Origin of the sequence: Sphingopyxis sp. (assembly GCF_050725655.1) — a bacterium.
Taxonomy (GTDB): Bacteria; Pseudomonadota; Alphaproteobacteria; order Sphingomonadales; family Sphingomonadaceae; genus Sphingopyxis.
Genome location: NZ_JBOHHT010000083.1, coordinates 1 through 16,425, shown reverse-complemented (window position 1 = coordinate 16,425; position 16,425 = coordinate 1). Strand labels below are relative to the sequence as shown.

The 16,425-nt window shown below is 63.6% G+C and carries 19 protein-coding genes; 7 read left to right on the top strand and 12 right to left on the bottom strand.

Annotated elements, in window-relative coordinates:
• Nucleotides 1-11: 11 nt before the first annotated feature.
• From ACREBX_RS11750 to ACREBX_RS11725, 6 genes are all read right to left on the bottom strand, one after another.
• Nucleotides 12-893 (bottom strand): UDP-2,3-diacylglucosamine diphosphatase, encoded by an 882-nt coding sequence (locus ACREBX_RS11750; protein WP_431561928.1) that lies wholly within the window; start codon nucleotides 891-893, stop codon nucleotides 12-14.
• Nucleotides 894-1,044: 151 nt separating this feature from the next.
• Complete coding sequence (locus ACREBX_RS11745; protein ID WP_431561927.1) at nucleotides 1,045-2,484, bottom strand: aldehyde dehydrogenase family protein; 1,440 nt, start codon at nucleotides 2,482-2,484, stop codon at nucleotides 1,045-1,047.
• 49 nt (nucleotides 2,485-2,533) lie between these two features.
• Entirely contained in the window at nucleotides 2,534-2,680 is a 147-nt protein-coding gene (locus ACREBX_RS11740) for a hypothetical protein (RefSeq protein WP_431561926.1), read from the bottom strand.
• Nucleotides 2,681-2,886: 206 nt separating this feature from the next.
• Nucleotides 2,887-4,533 carry an acetolactate synthase large subunit gene (locus tag ACREBX_RS11735; protein WP_431561925.1) on the bottom strand — a complete coding sequence of 549 codons (1,647 nt, stop codon included), beginning with the start codon at nucleotides 4,531-4,533 and terminating at the stop codon, nucleotides 2,887-2,889.
• Nucleotides 4,534-4,714: 181 nt separating this feature from the next.
• Nucleotides 4,715-5,233, bottom strand: coding sequence for a hypothetical protein (locus ACREBX_RS11730; protein ID WP_431561924.1), 519 nt, complete (start codon nucleotides 5,231-5,233; stop codon nucleotides 4,715-4,717).
• Nucleotides 5,230-5,796 (bottom strand): hypothetical protein, encoded by a 567-nt coding sequence (locus tag ACREBX_RS11725; protein ID WP_431561923.1) that lies wholly within the window; start codon nucleotides 5,794-5,796, stop codon nucleotides 5,230-5,232. Before ACREBX_RS11725 ends, ACREBX_RS11730 begins: the two co-directional genes overlap by 4 nt.
• A gap of 123 nt (nucleotides 5,797-5,919) precedes the next feature.
• Here ACREBX_RS11725 and ACREBX_RS11720 point away from each other — a divergent pair, with 123 nt between their 5' ends.
• Nucleotides 5,920-6,363 (top strand): hypothetical protein, encoded by a 444-nt coding sequence (locus tag ACREBX_RS11720; protein ID WP_431561922.1) that lies wholly within the window; start codon nucleotides 5,920-5,922, stop codon nucleotides 6,361-6,363.
• Between the two features lie 58 nt (nucleotides 6,364-6,421).
• Here ACREBX_RS11720 and cobT read toward each other — a convergent pair whose 3' ends face one another.
• Nucleotides 6,422-8,245 carry a cobaltochelatase subunit CobT gene (gene cobT / locus ACREBX_RS11715; protein ID WP_431561921.1) on the bottom strand — a complete coding sequence of 608 codons (1,824 nt, stop codon included), beginning with the start codon at nucleotides 8,243-8,245 and terminating at the stop codon, nucleotides 6,422-6,424.
• Nucleotides 8,242-8,646, bottom strand: a complete 405-nt coding sequence (locus ACREBX_RS11710; protein WP_431561920.1) for an endonuclease domain-containing protein — start codon at nucleotides 8,644-8,646, stop codon at nucleotides 8,242-8,244. The genes cobT and ACREBX_RS11710 overlap by 4 nt, the downstream gene beginning before the upstream one ends.
• A gap of 175 nt (nucleotides 8,647-8,821) precedes the next feature.
• Between ACREBX_RS11710 and ACREBX_RS11705 the strand changes: the two genes are divergently transcribed.
• Together ACREBX_RS11705 and ACREBX_RS11700 are read left to right on the top strand one after the other, a co-directional pair.
• Nucleotides 8,822-10,015 carry an MFS transporter gene (locus tag ACREBX_RS11705; RefSeq protein WP_431561919.1) on the top strand — a complete coding sequence of 398 codons (1,194 nt, stop codon included), beginning with the start codon at nucleotides 8,822-8,824 and terminating at the stop codon, nucleotides 10,013-10,015.
• Nucleotides 10,012-10,143, top strand: coding sequence for a hypothetical protein (locus ACREBX_RS11700; protein ID WP_431561918.1), 132 nt, complete (start codon nucleotides 10,012-10,014; stop codon nucleotides 10,141-10,143). The genes ACREBX_RS11705 and ACREBX_RS11700 overlap by 4 nt, the downstream gene beginning before the upstream one ends.
• A gap of 4 nt (nucleotides 10,144-10,147) precedes the next feature.
• Here ACREBX_RS11700 and ACREBX_RS11695 read toward each other — a convergent pair whose 3' ends face one another.
• From ACREBX_RS11695 to ACREBX_RS11680, 4 genes are all read right to left on the bottom strand, one after another.
• Nucleotides 10,148-11,335 carry an alpha/beta hydrolase gene (locus tag ACREBX_RS11695; protein ID WP_431561949.1) on the bottom strand — a complete coding sequence of 396 codons (1,188 nt, stop codon included), beginning with the start codon at nucleotides 11,333-11,335 and terminating at the stop codon, nucleotides 10,148-10,150.
• Nucleotides 11,336-11,448: 113 nt separating this feature from the next.
• Nucleotides 11,449-12,438, bottom strand: coding sequence for a cobaltochelatase subunit CobS (cobS, locus tag ACREBX_RS11690; RefSeq protein ID WP_431561917.1), 990 nt, complete (start codon nucleotides 12,436-12,438; stop codon nucleotides 11,449-11,451).
• 93 nt (nucleotides 12,439-12,531) lie between these two features.
• Nucleotides 12,532-12,969: an ester cyclase gene (locus ACREBX_RS11685; protein WP_431561916.1), complete on the bottom strand. Its 438-nt coding sequence runs from the start codon at nucleotides 12,967-12,969 to the stop codon at nucleotides 12,532-12,534.
• Between the two features lie 11 nt (nucleotides 12,970-12,980).
• The gene (locus ACREBX_RS11680; RefSeq protein WP_431561915.1) at nucleotides 12,981-13,472 is read right to left on the bottom strand and encodes a J domain-containing protein; all 492 of its coding nucleotides are present in this window, start codon (nucleotides 13,470-13,472) and stop codon (nucleotides 12,981-12,983) included.
• A gap of 166 nt (nucleotides 13,473-13,638) precedes the next feature.
• Here ACREBX_RS11680 and ACREBX_RS11675 point away from each other — a divergent pair, with 166 nt between their 5' ends.
• From ACREBX_RS11675 to ACREBX_RS11660, 4 genes are all read left to right on the top strand, one after another.
• Complete coding sequence (locus ACREBX_RS11675; protein ID WP_431561914.1) at nucleotides 13,639-13,917, top strand: BolA family protein; 279 nt, start codon at nucleotides 13,639-13,641, stop codon at nucleotides 13,915-13,917.
• Nucleotides 13,914-14,288: a cupin domain-containing protein gene (locus tag ACREBX_RS11670; RefSeq protein ID WP_431561913.1), complete on the top strand. Its 375-nt coding sequence runs from the start codon at nucleotides 13,914-13,916 to the stop codon at nucleotides 14,286-14,288. The genes ACREBX_RS11675 and ACREBX_RS11670 overlap by 4 nt, the downstream gene beginning before the upstream one ends.
• A complete protein-coding gene (locus tag ACREBX_RS11665; RefSeq protein ID WP_431561912.1) occupies nucleotides 14,288-15,172 on the top strand; it encodes a pirin family protein in 885 nt (294 codons plus the stop codon). Before ACREBX_RS11670 ends, ACREBX_RS11665 begins: the two co-directional genes overlap by 1 nt.
• A gap of 263 nt (nucleotides 15,173-15,435) precedes the next feature.
• Nucleotides 15,436-16,359 (top strand): alpha/beta fold hydrolase, encoded by a 924-nt coding sequence (locus ACREBX_RS11660; protein WP_431561948.1) that lies wholly within the window; start codon nucleotides 15,436-15,438, stop codon nucleotides 16,357-16,359.
• Nucleotides 16,360-16,425: the final 66 nt, after the last annotated feature.

Here is a 16,425-nt window from a genome sequence, read left to right as displayed (position 1 = left end):
GGGCAATATCCTTACGCTGCACGGGCCGGGGCGGGCAGTTCCAGCGGCGTAGGCGCGACACGGCTTGCGACCTCTTCGGCCCAGTGCAGGATTTCCATAGTGCCGTCGTGATGTTCGACCAGCGCAGTGCAGCCTTCGACCCAGTCGCCATCGTTATAATATTCGGTGCCCTCGATCTCGCGCATCTCGGCGCTGTGGATATGCCCGCACACGACGCCGTCGACCCCGCGCGAGCGTGCCGCGTGGGCGACGACTTCTTCGTAGCGGCCGATGAACTGGACGGCGTTCTTGACCTTGTGCTTGGCGACCATCGACAGCGACCAATAGGGCAGGCCGAATGCGCTGCGGATGCGGTTCACGACCACATTGCACTTCATCAGCGCGGTGTAGGCGGCGTCGCCGACGAAGGCGAGCCAACGGTGCGCCAGCATCACGGCGTCGAATTCGTCGCCATGGACGACGAGCAATTTGCGCCCGTCGGCGGTTTCGTGGACCGCCTCGCGGCGGATCTCGACCCCGCCGAAATCGAAACCGTCGAACGGCTTGCACATCTCGTCATGATTGCCGGGGACATAGACGACGCGGGTGCCGCGCTTCGCGCGCTTCAGCACGCGCCAGACGACGTCATTATGCTCGGGCGGCCAGAAATGGCGCTTCTTGAGCCGCCAGCCGTCGATGATGTCGCCGACGAGGTAGAGCGTCTCGCAATCGACATGGTCGAAGAAGTCGATCAGCATCGCGGCGTTGCACCCGCGTGTGCCGAGGTGAATATCGCTGACCCATACCGTGCGATAGCTCCGCCGCTCGCCGATCACGCGTTCGGGGATATGCGGGTCGCTGGTGAACGGGTCGGGAAAACGCGCGGGGATGGGCAGGGTCGAAATCGTGGCCATGTCACACTCCGTAAGCAGCCTCTGGCTGCCCACGGCCTAGACAGGAGTTTTGTTACAGCGTGCGAATCAAAGCCGCGACAGTTTGAAGAAAGTTCGGGGACGGTTGTGTGACGTTGCCTATTTGACACATATACGGTTAACCATGATCCAATCAGGTTCGCCGGATCACCAGGTTCCTGATTTCGCTCATATCTTCCATCGCGAACCGAACGCCTTCGCGCCCCAGCCCGCTGTCCTTCACCCCGCCATAGGGCATATTGTCGACGCGATAGGAGGACACGTCGTTGACGACAATGCCGCCGACGTCGAGATGATCCCATGCGTCGAGGATCTTGTGGATGTCGCGCGTGAACAGCCCGGCTTGCAGTCCGAATTTGCTGTCGTTGACTTCGGCCAGCGCGGCTTCCCACTCGGTGAATCTCGACAGGATGACGACCGGCCCGAACGCTTCCTCGCGCACGACATCGGTGTCGCCGGGGACATCCTCCAGCAGCGTCGCCTCCATCATATTCCCCGCACAACCCCCACCCGCGAGCAAGGTCGCGCCCGCGGTCACCGCGTCGTCGATCCAGCCCTTCAGCCGCTGCGCTTCCTTGACCGAAATCATCGGGCCGATGAAGGTGTCGCGCAGCTTGGGATCGCCCGATTTCAGCGTCTTGACCTTCGCGGTGAGCATGTCGCGGAATTTGTCGTAGATCTCCGCATGGATGATCACGCGCTGCACATGGATGCAGCTTTGCCCCGACTGGTAATAGCCGCCGAAGATGATGCGCGCGAGCGCATGGTCGAGGTCGGCGTCCTTGTCGACGACGACCGCAGCGTTGCCGCCGAGTTCGAGCACGACCTTTTTCTTGCCCGCCTTGCTTTTCAGATCCCATCCGACGCCCGGCGATCCGGTGAACGACAGCAGTTTCAGCCGCTCGTCGGTGGTGAACAGGTCGGCGCCCGCGCGGGTCGCGGGCAAGATGCTGAACGCACCCTCGGGCAATATGTCGCATTCGGCGAGCACCTCGCCCATGATGATCGCGCCCAATGGCGTCAGCGACGCGGGTTTCATCACGAACGGACACCCCATCGCGATCGCGGGCGCGATCTTGTGCGCCGCGAGGTTGAGCGGGAAGTTGAATGGCGAGATGAAGCTGCACGGACCGATCGGCACGCGCTTCCACATCCCCATATAACCCTTGGCGCGCGCCGAAACGTCGAGCGGCTGGACCTCGCCATAATTGCGCGTCGCTTCCTCGGCGGCGATGCGAAAGGTATCGATCAGGCGGCTGACTTCGCCCTCGCTGTCGGCGATCGGCTTGCCCGCCTCGACGCACAAGGCATAGGCCAGCTCGTCGAACCGCTCCTGAAAGCGCCCGACGCAATGGGTGAGCACGTCGCGCTTCTCGAAACTCGCGAGCCGCGCCATCGGCTCGGCGGCGCGGACGGCGCCCGCGATCGCCTCGTCGATGATGTCCGGGGTCGCAAGCGCGGTGCGGAACGCGACTTCGCCGGTGAACTTGTCGATCACCTCGAGGTCGGTGTTCGGCTGCACCGCCTTGTTGTTGAGATAGAGCGGGTAGACGTCTTTCAACTTCACAATCATTCTCCAACAATGTCATCCCCGCGAAAGCGGGGACCCAGGAGTTGCGCAATCAACCGTTGAGCCGATCATATAGGTCGAGCCATTGCGGATTGCCCTGTTCGATCAATTCCAGTTTCCACGCCCGGCGCCATTTCTTGATCGCCTTTTCCCGTGCGATCGCCTCGCTGACGTCAGCGAAGGCTTCGGCATGGACCAAGCGATGACGCCATAGCGTTCGGTGAACTGCGATCCTTGTCCATTGCGATGCTGGCTGCAACGGGCCGCCAAATCTCCCGTTACCCTGGTATAAAGCGTGCCGTTGCGTCCGCTGGCGAGGATGTAGACGTGATAGGTCGGTTCCATTTCGCTCCTGGGTCCCCGCTTTCGCGGGGATGACAAGAAACAAACAGCAGCTCGGTTTTCTTACAGATCCTTCGACAATCTCTTGATGTCATTGTTCAAAATCTGGTCATTCTCGGAATAATCGACCGGACAGTCGATCAGATGCACCCCCGGCGTGCTCAGCGTATGCGCCAGCAATTCCTTCAGATGCGCCGCGCTTTCGACCCGGTGACCGTGCGCGCCATAGGCCTCGGCATATTTGACGAAATCGGGGTTGCCATAGGTCAGCCCCCAATCCTTGAAGCCCATGTTCGCCTGTTTCCAGCGGATCATGCCGTAACTGTTGTCGTTCAAAATCAGCACCGTGATGTTGAGCTCCAGGCGGACCGCGGTCTCCATCTCCTGGCTGTTCATCATGAAGCCGCCGTCGCCGCAGATCGCCATGACCTTGCGCCCCGGATAGACCATCGCCGACATCATCGCGCTGGGCAGCCCCGCGCCCATCGTCGCGAGCGCATTGTCCAGCAGCACCGTGTTCGGGCGATAGGCGGTGTAGCCGCGCGCGAACCAGATTTTGTACACGCCGTTGTCGAGACAGATGATTCCGTCGTCGGGCATCGCCTCGCGGATCTGCTGAACCGCATAGGGCGGGAAGATCGGGAAGCGCGCATCCTCGGCGAGCGGGGTGGTATGTTCGACCTCGGCCTGGCGATAGGCGAGCAGGTGATCGAACTTCCAGCTTCCATTGGGGACAATGTCTTCCTTCATCTGCCACACGGCGTTGGCGATGTCGCCGATGACCTCGATGTCGGGGAAATAGACCGGATCGACTTCGGCGGTCTTGCTCGACACATGGATGACGGTCGGGCCACCGCGCTGCATGAAGAAGGGGGGCTTTTCGATCACATCATGGCCGAGGTTCACGATGCAGTCCGACGCCTCGACCGCGCGGTGGACGAAATCGCCCGATGACAGCGCCGCGCAACCGAGGAATTTCGGATGCCGCTCGTCGATCACGCCCTTGCCGAGCTGCGTGGTCAGGAACGGGATCCCGGTTTTCTCGATGAACTGCAGCAGCATCCGGCCGGTCATCGTCCGGTTCGCGCCCGCGCCGATCACGAGCACGGGCGAAGTCGCATTTTCGAGCGCCTTCACCGCCTCGCGGATCGATTTGACGTCGGCGGTCGGCCGGCGCGAGTGGCTGCGCTTCAGCGGCAGGCTGTCGGTATGTTCGTCGGCGATGTCCTCGGGCAGCTCGATATGCACCGCGCCGGGCTTTTCCTCCTCGGCGAGGCGAAAGGCTTCGCGCACCCGGCTCGGGATATTGTCCGACGACGCCATCTGGTGCGTATATTTGGTAATCGGCCCCATCATCGCGACGACGTCGAGGATCTGGAAACGTCCTTGTTTGGATTTCTTGATCGGCTTTTGCCCGGTGATCATCATCATCGGCATGCCGCCCAATTGCGCATAGGCGGCCGCGGTGACGAAGTTCGTCGCGCCGGGGCCGAGCGTGGCAAGGCAGACGCCGGTCTTGCCGGTGTGGCGTCCGTAGGTGGCGGCCATGAAGCCCGCGCCCTGTTCGTGCCGCGTCAGGATCAGCTGGATCTTGGTCGATCGCGACAGGCTGTCGAGGAAATCCAGATTCTCTTCACCCGGAACGCCAAAAATATATTCGACGCCTTCTTCTTCCAGGCACTCGATGAACAGGTCGGATGCTTTTTTCATGCTACAGTCGCCCCCTCAGCCTCGCACCCCATCGGTGCGGCCCCAAGTCATGCCGGCGACCCTTCAGCACAAATGTCGTTGCAGCGGCGCTCGTCATAGGCCGCGAGTCCCTGCTGCATCGGAAGGGTTTGTAACGAGGGGCAAAGGGGTTGTCACCCTGCGCGCCGGGGGCCGCGCCCGGTCAGCGCCGGTCGATCCATAGATCGCGGTCGAGGCGCCCTGAAACTTCGGCTCCGGCGGCGATTTCGGCGCTCCGCCCCGTCGGGAGGAAGGGCAGGGCAAGGAAAGCGGCGGCGGTCGCCGCAGTGTCGCCTGCGTCTTTTTTGCCGCGCGCTTCGATCGTGCCGCTCACCCGCAGCGGTCCGCCGGGCATTTCGGCATAGAGCAATTGCACGTCGAGCTTGCCCGACCGCCCAAAGGCGCCGCGCTTTTCGGCCCGCGTCAGCTGGGCGACGACGACGGTGTCGGCGGGGATCGCGGTCACGCCCTCGACGACCACGGGCGCCGCGACCTTCAGATAGAGAAGATCGCCTTTTTCATTCTTCTTCGTCGAGATGGCGTCGCGGGTGACAAGATCGATCAGCGTGCCCGACGGCACCAGCAGGCGCGCCGGTACGGCTGCTGCTGCGGGCTCTTCCGCCGTGGCCGGGCTGGCCAGCGCCAGTCCGATCGCGACCAGCAGGGTGCGACCCGTTGTCACGGCGCGGCGGATTTCGGGCGCGGGATTGCAGTGTCCTGCTCGACAAAGCCGGTCATCAGTTCGCCGGCCTTGATCTTCGCGTTATTGCCCTTGGCGAGCAGGCCGAGCGGCCCCAGCGCTATAATGCCGAGCGCGGTCTCGGCGCCGCCGCCCGCGCCCTTGGCCTCGTTGTTGCCGCTGATCGGCACGCGATACCCCTCGACATCGACATAGAGCAGCCGCGCTTCCAGCGATCCCGACTTGCCGGCGTTGCCGCTCTTCTTCGCGGCGAGCACTTCGCCCCACGCGATCGTACCGACAGGCAGCGCCAGGACGCCGTCGACAAAGACCGGCTTGTCGACGCGCAGCCTGAACCGATGTCCCTGGGTGTGGGTCTTTGTCGTCACCTCCGACACCACCATGAAATGAACGGGCGTGTCGCGTTTCAGGACGAGCGGAGCGATTGCGGGCTCGACGGCGCTCGCCGGGACGGCCTCAGTCGGCGGGTTCGTTTCGACGGCGGCCGCGGATTGTGACGATGCCGCAAGTAAAGCGGCCACTGCCGCGCCAAATATCAATGCCATTATCTGCCCCCTGCAACCCCGCATCAGATAGGCCATGAATAGGCGAAGTTGCCAAGCCAGAATCTTGTTGACCCGGCTGAAAAGGAGAGGGAATTGTTGCGAGTTAATCAGGGGGAGCAGACGATGAAATACGCACAGATTCTGGCGGCGGTGAGTATCGCCGCAATGGTGATTTCGACGCCCGCGATGGCGAAGAAAAAGGACGTCGCGCATGTGATGGTCAACGAAGAAATGGGTGTGCCCGTTTTCCCCTATGACATCACCGACAAGCCGTACAAGATCGTCGGTGTGGTCACCGCCGGCGTGCGCAAGGCGACGATTTTCAGCAAAGAGCCGTCGCAGAAGAAAATCTATGACGAAATCTGGGAACGCGGCGAAAAGCTGGGTGCGGACGCCGTGATCGGTGCCAAATATGGCGACAGCCACATCACCGCGCTAAGCTGGGGCAACACCAAGGCTGGCGGTGTCGCGATCAAATTCCTGACCGCCGAGGAAATCGCGGCCGGGACCAAGGGCGACACGCTCGAAGGGTTCGATCCCGAGGCGTGGACCGGCAAGACGAAATAGGCGTCCGCATAACGAAACAGTGAGGGGAGCGGCATTGCCGTTCCCCTTTTTGCGGCCGTCAATCGATGTCGAACAATCCCGCGAGCTGTTCGACCATCGTCCCACCCAGCTGCTCGGCGTCCATGATCGTCACCGCGCGGCTGTAATAACGCGTCACGTCGTGCCCGATGCCGATCGCGCACAGTTCGACCGGCGAGCGGTTCTCGATCCATTCGATCACCTGACGCAGATGCTGGTCGAGATAGGCGCCGTGATTGACCGACAGCGTGCTGTCGTCGACCGGCGCACCGTCGCTGATTACCATCAAGATCTTGCGTTCTTCGGGGCGGCCGATGATGCGGCTGTGTGCCCATGTCAGCGCCTCGCCGTCGATATTTTCCTTCAGCAGCCCCTCGCGCATCATCAGCCCGAGCGACTTGCGCGCGCGGCGATAGGGTTCGTCGGCGGGCTTGTAGATGATGTGGCGGAGGTCATTGAGGCGGCCGGGATGCGCGGGTCGCCCCGCGGCGAGCCAGTCCTCGCGGCTCTGCCCGCCCTTCCACGTCCGCGTCGTGAAGCCGAGGATTTCGGTCTTCACGCCGCAGCGCTCGAGCGTGCGCGCGAGGATGTCGGCGCTGATCGCGGCAATGCTGATCGGCCGCCCGCGCATCGATCCCGAATTGTCGATCAGCAAGGTGACGACGGTATCGCGGAAATCGGTATCGCGCTCGATCTTGTAGCTGAGCGACTGGCCGGGCGAGACGATGACGCGCGCGAGCCGCGCGGCGTCGAGCTGGCCTTCCTCCTGATCGAAATCCCACGCGCGGTTCTGCTGCGCCATCAACCGGCGCTGCAGCCGGTTGGCAAGTTTGGTCACCGCGCCCTGCAAATGCTGCATCTGCGTGTCGAGATAGGCGCGCAGCCGCGTCAGCTCGTCGGCATCGCACAGTTCGGTCGCGAGGATGATCTCGTCATGCTTTTCGGTGAAGCGCAGATAGTTGAAATCGGGGATGTCGCTCGGCAGGCGGTTGGGGCGCACCGGCAGCATGCCCTCATCGCCTTCGCCGCCCATTTCGGGTTCGCCGTCGGCTTCCATTTCCTGCGCGTCGGGGTCGCTGTCGCCATCGTCCGCCTGATCGCCCGCCATTTCGGCGCGCGCATCGACCTGCGATTCACCGGCGCCGCCGTCTTCGCTTTCCTGCTCTTCCGGCGAGTCCTCGGCTTCGCTCTCGTCCTGCTCGCCGCCGTCTTCGGCGCCTTCTTCCAGCGGCTCGTCGCTCTGGATGAGGTCGAGGTGGCGGAGCGCCAGTTTCGCGGTCTCGGCAAAGGCGACCTGATCGTCGAGCAGCATCGACAGCGCGGTCAGGTCGCCGCCGGCCTCGTTGGTGATCCATTCGCGCACCAGCGACAGCCCGGTCTCGGTTCCCTGCGGCGCCCGGTCGCCGGTCAGCGCCTCGCGCAGCATCAGTTCGAGCGCGCTCGAAATCGGTACGTCCTCGCGTCCTTGCGCGCGGCTGATCGGGTCGCTGCGCATCCGCATCGCGAGGCTGGCGGCGAGATTACCGCGCATGCCGTTCATGTGGCGCGCGCCGAGCGCTTCAATGCGCGCGCGCTCCATCGCGTCGAACGCGGCGGCGGCGATCGGTTCGGCGGGGCGCGCCGCGGCGTGCAGTTTCTCGCTGTGATGCTTCATGCGCAGCGCATAGCTGTCGGCGAATCCCCGTGCCTCGGCGACCTGATCGGCGGGCAGGGTGCGCGACGGCGTCGGAACCTTGATCGCCTTGCCGATCTGCGCCGGGGCGTCGGCGGTAAAGCCGACTTCGACCTCGGCATCGCGGGTCACCGCGCGCGCGACGCTCGACAGCGCGGCCTTGAAATCGTCGAGGGGAGATTGGGTCGTCATGGTGCGGTGCGGTCTTCTAAAGCCCTCCCACTTGATGGGGGAGGGTTGGGTGGGGGTGAACTCTCGGTCAAAGCTTTCGCCAAAAGTGTAGCGACACCATCGATATTCGAAAGCACGTCATTGTTCCAGAACCGGATTACGCGATAACCGTCGGCTTCGATGATCGCCGCGCGCGGCGTGTCAATTTCCTCATTATGCTGTCCGCCGTCGATTTCGATTGCCAGCCGCGCGCGATGGCTGGCGAAATCGGCGATATATTGGCGGATCGGCACTTGGCGGCGAAAACGCCAATCGGGAAAGGCGGTGCGCAACAGCGTCCAGACTTTCCGCTCGGCGTCGGTCATTTCGGCACGCAACTTGCGCGCCCGCAGGGTCGAGCCATCCGGCGGCGTTCGTTTCATGGCGCAACCACACCCCTACCGCTGCGACTAGCGAACAAGTTCGCAAGTCTCGCTGCCTCCCCCATCAAGGGGGAGGGCCTCGCTTCGCTACCCGCCTTTTTGTCTGGTGGGAATATAGCTATGCTCGCTTGACCCGAACCGGCCGCTGGAGCATCCGCGGCATATGTCCTCCCCCATGAAAAGCCCTTGGATCGTCATCGCCTGCGCGGCCTTCATCGTCACGCTCGCGATGGGCGTGCGCCAGTCGTTCGGTCTGTTCCTGCCGCAGATGAGCGTCGATATCGGCATCAGTCGCTCCGACTTCGGGCTTGCGATGGCGCTCCAGAACCTGCTGTTCGGGCTGGTCCAGCCCTTCGTCGGCGCGCTTGCCGACAAGCATGGCGCGGGGCGCGTCGTACTCGGCGGGGCGCTGCTCTATGCGCTCGGACTGATCGGCGCGGCGTTCGCGACCGACGCGATCGGGCTGCATATCAGCTTTGGCTTGCTCATCGGCATGGCGCAGTCGGCGACGACCTTCGTCGTCGTGCTCGGCGCGGTCGGCCGCGTTGTCAGCCCCGAAAAGCGCAGCAGCGCCTTTGGTATCGTCACCGCGGGCGGCTCGCTCGGCCAGTTCCTCGTCGTGCCGCTCGCCTCGATGCTGCTCGGCAATATCGGCTATCATCAGACCTTGTGGATCATGGCGGGGCTCGTCGCGCTGTGCGGATTGCTCGCGATTGGCGTTTCCGGCCGCGCCGACACACCCGGAACGCTCGCGGCCGAAGAACAGAGTGCGCGTGAAGCGCTGCGCGAAGCCGCGGTCCACCGCGGTTACTGGCTGCTCAATGCGGGTTTCTTCGTCTGCGGCTTCCACATCGCCTTCATCGCGACGCATTTGCCCGCCTACCTCGACGACAAGGGGCTGGGGATCGAGATCGGTGCGCAGGTGCTTGCGCTCGTCGGGCTGTTCAACATCCTCGGTTCGTATGTCTTCGGCCGCGCCGGCGATCTGCTGCGTCAGAAATATGTGCTGTCGGCGCTCTACACCGCGCGTTCGGCGGTGATCGCGCTCTTCCTTTTCGTTCCCCTCAGCCATGCAAGCGCGCTCGTTTTCGCCGGCGCGATGGGTTTCCTGTGGCTCGGGACCGTGCCGCTCACCAGCGGCATCGTCGGGCGCGTCTTCGGCGTTCGCCACCTTTCGATGCTCTATGGCATCGTGTTCCTCAGCCATCAGGTGGGCAGCTTCTTCGGTGCGTGGATGGCGGGGCTGATCTTCGACGCGACGGGCAGCTATAATATCGCGTGGGGATTCTCGATTGCGCTCGGGCTGTTCGCGGGGCTCGTCCACCTGCCGATCGCCGACGCGCCGGTCAAACGGCTGCAACCGGTGTGAAGATAGCGCGGCAGGACTGGATCGCGCTCGCGTTGTTCGCCCTGATTGCCGTCGGCGGTCTCTGGCTGTGGACGGGCGAGGGGCCGGTGGTCTGGCTCACCAATTTCGCGATCATGTGCGGCTTCTAAAGCCCTACTGCGGCTCTTCGACTTCGGGTGTGCGGTGGCAGATCGCATCGTCGCCACCCTTCGGCACCGCCGGATCGGGAAGCAACCGGAACACATGCGCCCATTGCGTCGCGACGCGCTCGGGACGCGCGCGCTTGTTCGCGACGACATCGATGAAGTCCCAGCATGCAACCGCGCTGCGCAGGAAATTGCTGTGCCCTGTCGATCCGCGTGAAACATCGGTCGTGTCGATGACGGTCAGCCCCGGGCGCGTGGCGGGGTAGCAACGCTCGGGCAATCCCTTGGCTTTCAGCTCGGCGGCTTCGAACGGATCGAAGCAATAGGGGGAACCGAGCCGCGGATAGCCGTGGAGCGCGCGCGAGGCGGCGAGCGCCTTGTCGGCGCGCGACGTATAGACGGTCATTCGGCGATTGTTGGCGACGCGCCGCGCCGACAATGCCTCTTCCTCGATATCGCGCTCGAACGTCTCGCGGTCGATGTCGGGCGAGGCGAGAATGATGTTCGAGATATTGCTGCTGTCGGCGCTGCTCGACGTGCGGTCGACATAGGAAATCGCCGGGATCACCAGGCGCGCGCCGAGCGAGTGCGAGACGATCACGATCTCCTTGACCCATGTCTGTTCGGCAAGCGTCTTCAGGAAATCGCGGAAATTGCGGACGTCGTGATACATGTTTGTCTCGTCGACGACATAGCTCAGGACCTTGCCCTGCGACGGCCAGCTATATTCGATGATCGGCCCGTCGAATCCCGTCATGCGCGCGATCTGCGCCGCATCTTTCGAGGTCGTCGAAAAATTCTCGCGGTAACCGTGGATATAGAGCAGCACGCGGCCCTGCTTGCGATCGGTCTCGGCCTGCAGCGCGCGCCACCAGTCGGCCGACGTCTGGAAGGCGAGCGGTGCGATCAGTTTCTTCTTCTTGCCGACAATCACCTCGCGCGGTGCGTTGAAACGACCGTACCGGACATGGTCTCCACGATGGCGGAGCAGCTCGATCTCGGGCGTTCGGCAATCGGGGAGGCGGCTTGTCGCGAAGAAATAGGGCAGCGCCTCGCCGTCGATCATCGCGCCCGGCTGCGCGGTGCAGCGCGGGTCGGCGACATAGTCGGCGTGGCGGATCTTGCCATAATCGACCGCCGCGATGCTGCACCCCGACAGCGGAACAAGGAGGAGGGCGACCGACAGGCGTATCATTCGCACGGCGGATTCATCCTTGAAAAGCCTGACACATTAGCCGACGCTGGCAGAGGATGGCGGGCTTTGGAAGCGAGAAATCGATCCGGCAGACGCGCCGGCGCTCGGGTCGCTTACTTGCCGACCACGCTCTCGGGCAGATCCTCGCCGAACACGCGCTGATAATATTCGGCGACGATCATCCGCTCGGCCTCGTCGCACTTGTTGAGGAAGGTCAGGCGGAAGGCGAAGCCGATATTGTTGAAGATCGCGGTGTTCTGCGCCCAGCTGATCACGGTGCGCGGGCTCATCACGGTCGAAATGTCGCCGCCGATAAAGCCCTGGCGTGTCAAATCGGCGACCTTGACCATATTGGCGACGGTCGTCTCGTCGGTGTTCGGCACCTTGGCGAGGATGATCGCACTTTCGGTCGCCGCAGGCAGATAGTTCAGCGTGACGACGATGTTCCAGCGGTCCATCTGGCCCTGGTTGATCTGCTGCGTCCCGTGATACAGCCCGCTTGTATCGCCGAGCCCGACGGTGTTCGCGGTCGAGAACAGGCGGAAATGCGGGTTCGGGCGGATCACGCGGTTCTGGTCGAGCAGGGTCAGCTTGCCCTCGGTCTCGAGCACGCGCTGGATCACGAACATCACGTCGGGGCGGCCCGCGTCATATTCGTCAAAGACGAGCGCGGTCGGGGTCTGCAGCGCCCAAGGGAGCAGGCCCTCGCGAAATTCGGTGACCTGCTGGCCGTCGCGCAGCACGATCGCGTCGCGGCCGACGAGGTCGATACGGCTGATGTGCGCGTCGAGGTTGACGCGGATGCACGGCCATTTCAGCCGCGCCGCAACCTGTTCGATATGCGTCGACTTGCCGGTGCCATGATAGCCCTGCACCATCACGCGGCGGTTATATTTGAAACCCGCAAGGATCGCGAGCGTCGTGTCGCCGTCGAAGACATAGGCCGGGTCGAGGTCGGGGACGCGCTCGTCGGCCTCGCTGAACGCCGGAACCTTCATCTCCACATCGACCCCGAAAACCTCGCGTGCATCGACCTCGACATCGGGCGCCGAAAGGAGCGTCGAGCCGTGGTGGTCGGGGAGGCTGTTCGGGATATCGGTCATGGCAAAGATCCAGCAAGGCAAACGGGGAGAGTCGCCGCCGAACGGCGCTTCGCCAGCGCGGTATCGTCATGGGTTGCGGCTTGCAACGCCTTTTCAGAACAAACCAAGCGCCTTCATCACCGCCGACTGGTCATAATAGGGACGCTCGCAGACGATCTTGTCGCTGCCCGCCGCGAATTCGAAGCTTGCGGCCATACGAATGCGAAACGCCTTGCCCGTCGGCTCGACCGTCCTGAGGCCAAGCTTCAGCGGGCCGAGATGCGTGCCGGTCAGCCAGAATTCGACGAGCACCGTGTTCGTGCCCGCATCGGCGGCGATCGCGATGACCTCGTTCGCCTGATCGGGAAAGGGTTCGCGCGACGTGGCGAAATAGGACCGTACCGCCGCTTCGCCATCGAAGATCGTGCCGGGCCCCATCAATTCGTATCGCGGGTGGTCGAAGGTCGCGAGGACGCCGTCCCAATCGTGCGTGATCTCGAGCGCCATGTGCCGGCGCACCACTTCGATCCGTGCTTCGTCGAGGTCGGTCATTGTGCGTCTCCCTATGCGAAAGCCTTCGTCTTCCTCAGCAATTGATACGCCTGGACTACCTCACCCAGCCTTGCTTCGAAACTGCGATCGCCGCCATTCCGGTCGGGATGATATTTGCGGACCAGCTCGCTGTAGCGCCGCCGCAGCGCCGCGCGGTCGGCGCCGGCGGGCAGCGCGAGCAATTGCATCGCGGCATGCTCCTCGCGCGACAGGCCGGGATTCGCCGCTTCGCGCCGCGCCTCGTCCATCCGCTGGCGGAACCGCGCGCCCAGCGCGTCGATCGGATCCCTGAAATCGGCCCAGCGCGGCGGCAGGTCGGCACTGCCGGCGGAACGGAAGGTGCGGCTTTCGGTTTCCCAGCCCGCGGTCGGCGACTGCGCTTCCATGATCTGGTCGGCGCTCATGCCTTCGAAAAAATTATAGCCTGCGTTGAATTCGCGCACATGGTCGAGGCACAGCCAGCGATATTGCGGCGGACCGTCGGGCGAGCGCGTCCATGCCATCGGCGCGCGGAACTCGCCGGGTTCGCCGCATCCCGGCGCGACGCATGGCTCTTCGCGGGGGACGCGGCCATGAAAACGGGAAGGGCGTGCAGAAGAGGGCACAACAGGCTTTCGAGAGGCGTTGGAGGTCTTATAATTTGGCGACGAAGCGCTTATGGTCAACCCCATGAGCAACAAAGGCCCCGCACAGCAAGAGATGGAAAGCCTGCTCACCGCAGCCTTTCCCGACGCCAATTTCATCCTGAACAACGACAGCGCCAGTCATCACGGCCATATGGGCGACGACGGCAGCGGCGAGTCGCATTTCAGCCTGACGATCGAGTGGGCGGGCTTCGCCGGCCAGAACCGCGTCGCACGCCAGCGCGCGGTGAACAAGGCGCTCGGGGATATGCCGGGACAGCGCGTCCACGCGCTCGCGATCAAGGCGACCGCACCGGGAGAATGACGATGCCGGACAAGGTGAACCTCGCCGAAGCCTTCGCAACCTTCCACGATCACTGGAACCCGCGCGTCGCGGGCGACATCAACAATTTTCAGGTCAAGCTGGTGAAGTTCGCCGGCAAATTCGACTGGCATCATCATGACGCCGAGGATGAATTGTTCCTCGTCGTCGCGGGGCGGATGAAGATGGGTTTTCGCGATCGCGATGTGATCGTGGAACCCGGCGAATTCATCATCGTGCCGCACGGCACCGAACATTGCCCCGAGGCGCTGGACGGCGAATGCCAGGTGCTCCTCCTCGAACCAAACTCGACGCTGAACACGGGCAATGTCGAAACCGAAAAGACCAAGAAAACACTGGAAAGGCTCGATTGATGTTCGACATCATCACTCCCTCGACTCACGATCTCGGTGCCTTCGAAGTGCGCCGCACGCTGCCGAACAAGGCGCGGACGATGGTCGGCCCCTTCATCTTCGTCGACCAGTTCGGCCCGGCGCATTTCGACATCGGCCGCGGCATGGACGTGCGGCCGCATCCGCATATCAATCTCGCGACGGTCACCTATTTGTTCGAAGGCGCGATCGACCATCGCGACAGCATCGGCACCTTCGCGACGATCCGACCCGGCGCGTGCAACCTGATGACCGCGGGCAGCGGCATCGTCCATTCGGAGCGCACGCCCGCCGCCGAGCGCGCGACCGGATCGGGCATCTCGGGAATGCAGACCTGGCTCGCGCTGCCCGACGGCAAGGAAGAGATCGACGCGGCGTTCGAGCATGTCGCAAAGGACGATCTGCCGCTGATCGAGGACGGCAATGTGTCGGCGCGCGTCATCATGGGCAGCCTGTGGGGCGCGACCTCGCCGATCACCCAGCACGCGGCGACGATCTACGCCGACATCTTGATGAACGCCGGCGGGACGATCCCGATCGATGCCGAGGCCGACGAGCGCGCCGTGCTGGTGGCCTTGGGCGACGCGAGCCTCGATGGCGAGGGGCTCGACCGTTACAGCCTCTATATATTGAAACCCGGACAGGCGATGACGCTCCGCGCGACAAGTGATGCGCGCGTGATGCTGCTCGGCGGCGAGGCGTTCAAGACGCCGCGCCATGTGTTCTGGAATTTCGTGAGCTCCAGCCGCGACCGCATCAACCAGGCGAAGCACGACTGGAAAGAGCGCAAATTCCCGCTCGTCCCCGGCGACAGCGAAGAGTTCATCCCGATTCCCGAAGTGCCGAAGACGGTAAGTTATCCTTAGAGGTCCGCTTTCGGCCGAAGGCAGATAATATATGACTCGTCACCCCGGACTTGATCCGGGGTCCACAGCTACCGTCGCGCTGATGGATCCCGGATCAAGTCCGGGATGACGAAAGGAAGAAGGCGGCTTCTTCCTACCCCAAAGCGGATGATCCTCCGTCCCGCCGGCCATGCACATGCCAAGGCGTGCCCACTTGCCACCGCTCTCAATCCCCGCCAGATTGGTTTTGAAACGAAACCAAAGGAGCCTGGAGAGCCATGTCGATGATCGGCGATTTCGAACAACAGCGCGTGAAGCTTTCGACCGGAGTCGAACTTGACGTCGTCGACATGGGGCCGCGTGACGCGCCGGTGCTGATGTTCCTCCACGGCTTTCCCGAATCGCACCGCACCTGGCGCTATCAGCTGCCGCATTTCGCGGATCGCTTTCGCTGCATCGCGCCCGACCAGCGCGGCTATCGCGGCTCGTCGAAGCCGCAGGACGCCGAATCCTACACCCCGGACAAGCTGATCGCCGACATCTTCGCGCTCGCCGATGCGCTCGGCGTCGGCGAGTTCACGGTCGTCGGCCACGATTGGGGCGGGGCGATCGCTTGGGGTGTCGCGCTCGGCGGCCAGCCGGGCGGGCTGCATCCGGCGTGGGCGGGGCGGGTCACCCGTGCGGTGATCGCGAATGCGCCGCATCCCGCTATTTTCCAGCGCCTTCTGGCGACGAACGCCGACCAGCGCGCGGCGAGCCAATATATCCGCACCTTCCGCGACCCGGCGAGCGATACGATCATCGAGGAGCATGGTATCGCGGGCATCCTCGCCCATGCCTTTGCCGGACGCGTGCCGAGCGGCGGCGTCCAGCCCCCCGACGAGATCGCCCGGCTGCTCAAGGATTGGGAGGATCGCGACACCTGCCGCGCGATGATCAACTGGTATCGCGGTTCGACGATCAATGTGCCCGCGATGGACGAGCCCTATGCCGAGTCGCCTGCGCCGCCGTTTCCCAAACTCGACATTCCGACGCTTGTCATCTGGGCGCTCGACGATGTTGCGCTGCCGCCGTGCAATCTCGACGGGATGGAGGAACTGGTTCCGAATGCGACAATCGTCCACGTCCCCGATTGCGGCCACTTCGTGCCATGGGATGCGCCCGATGCGGTCAATCGGGCGATGGATGAATTTCTCGCAGGAAACTAAATAAGACTATCGTTTCGCCAGAGAAAAAGTGGCGGGCGGCCGTCCCCGCGCCCGCCGGCGGGGGGG